2 protein-coding genes are annotated in these 1,262 nt (G+C 63.2%); both read left to right on the forward strand.

All coding sequences use genetic code 11. The features are described 5' to 3' along the window. Positions 1-377, forward strand: a 377-nt coding sequence (locus tag C5P05_RS00485) for a winged helix-turn-helix domain-containing protein (protein ID WP_198674566.1), incomplete at its 5' end; no start/stop codon positions are given. Then, a partial coding sequence (locus C5P05_RS00490; protein ID WP_114967986.1) for a HAMP domain-containing protein occupies positions 374-1,262 on the forward strand: 889 nt, incomplete at its 3' end. The genes C5P05_RS00485 and C5P05_RS00490, both read left to right, overlap by 4 nt.

Here is a 1,262-nt window from a genome sequence, read left to right on the forward strand (position 1 = left end):
TTGCTTTTTCCGAATTACTGGCGCGGGTGCGCACGCTGTTGCGCCGCGGCGCGAAGGCCAACTCGCCGGTGTTCATGCGCGCGGCCGATCTGGAACTCGACTTGTTGCGGCGTCGCGTCACGCGCGCGGGCAAGCGGATTGACCTGACGGCCAAGGAGTTTTCCCTGCTGGAACTGCTGCTGCGCCGCCAGGGCGAAGTGCTGCCGCGCTCGCTGATCGCGTCGCAGGTGTGGGACATGAATTTCGACAGCGACACCAATGTCATTGAGGTCGCCATGCGCCGCCTGCGCGTCAAGCTGGACGACAATTTCGAGCCCAAGCTCATCCGGACCGTGCGCGGCATGGGCTATGTGCTGGAGAACCCCGATTGCGTTTGAATGGCAGAACCTCCATCACCCGGCGCTTGACGCTGCTGTTCGTCATCGCCTCCTCGGCCGTGTTGTTGGCGCTCGGGCTGGTGATTGCTTCCTCGGTAGAGAAGCACTTCGAGGAGCAGGACATGGAGGTGCTGACGGGCAAGATGGCGCTGGCCCGGCACACGCTCGAACAGATGGAATCGCAAGACGATCTGACACACGTCACGCACCTGCTGGACAACTCGCTGGTCGGCCATCACGGCCTTGAGGTGATTGTCTACAGCCTGAATCGTGAGGTGATGTTCACCACACCGAACGCCCACTTTCCCCTCGACCTGGTGGCGGCCAACGCCGCCCGCAAGCCGCTGCGCCCTGTCACCTGGACGCTGAAGGGGCAAACCTACCGGGGCATTGCCGCTGAACTGCCGACCGGCATCAGCGAGCGTTCGCGGGTCATCGTGGCGGTCGCCATCGACATCGCGCACCATCAGGCCTTCATGCGCTCGTTCCTGCAGACCTTGTGGCTTTTTGTCGCCGGCGCGGCGGCACTGAGCGGCGTTTTGGGCTGGGCTGTCGCACGACATGGTTTGGCGCCCTTGCGCGCCATGCGCGAGCAAACGCAAGGGGTCACGGCCCAGCAACTGAGCCTTCGCCTGCCGGTGGAATCGGTGCCGGTCGAACTGGCCGAACTCGCGCAATCCCTGAACGAGATGCTGGCGCGGCTGGAAGAAGCGTTTCTGCGGCTGTCCGACTTTTCTTCCGACATCGCGCACGAGTTGCGCACGCCGGTGAGCAATCTGATGACGGAAACGCAGGTCGCCTTGTCGCGCGCGCGCAGTGCCGACGAGTACCGCAGTATTCTGGAATCAAACGCCGAGGAATACGAACACATGGCGCGGATGATCT

This window comes from Rhodoferax ferrireducens, assembly GCF_003347515.1.
Taxonomy (GTDB): Bacteria; Pseudomonadota; Gammaproteobacteria; order Burkholderiales; family Burkholderiaceae_C; genus Rhodoferax.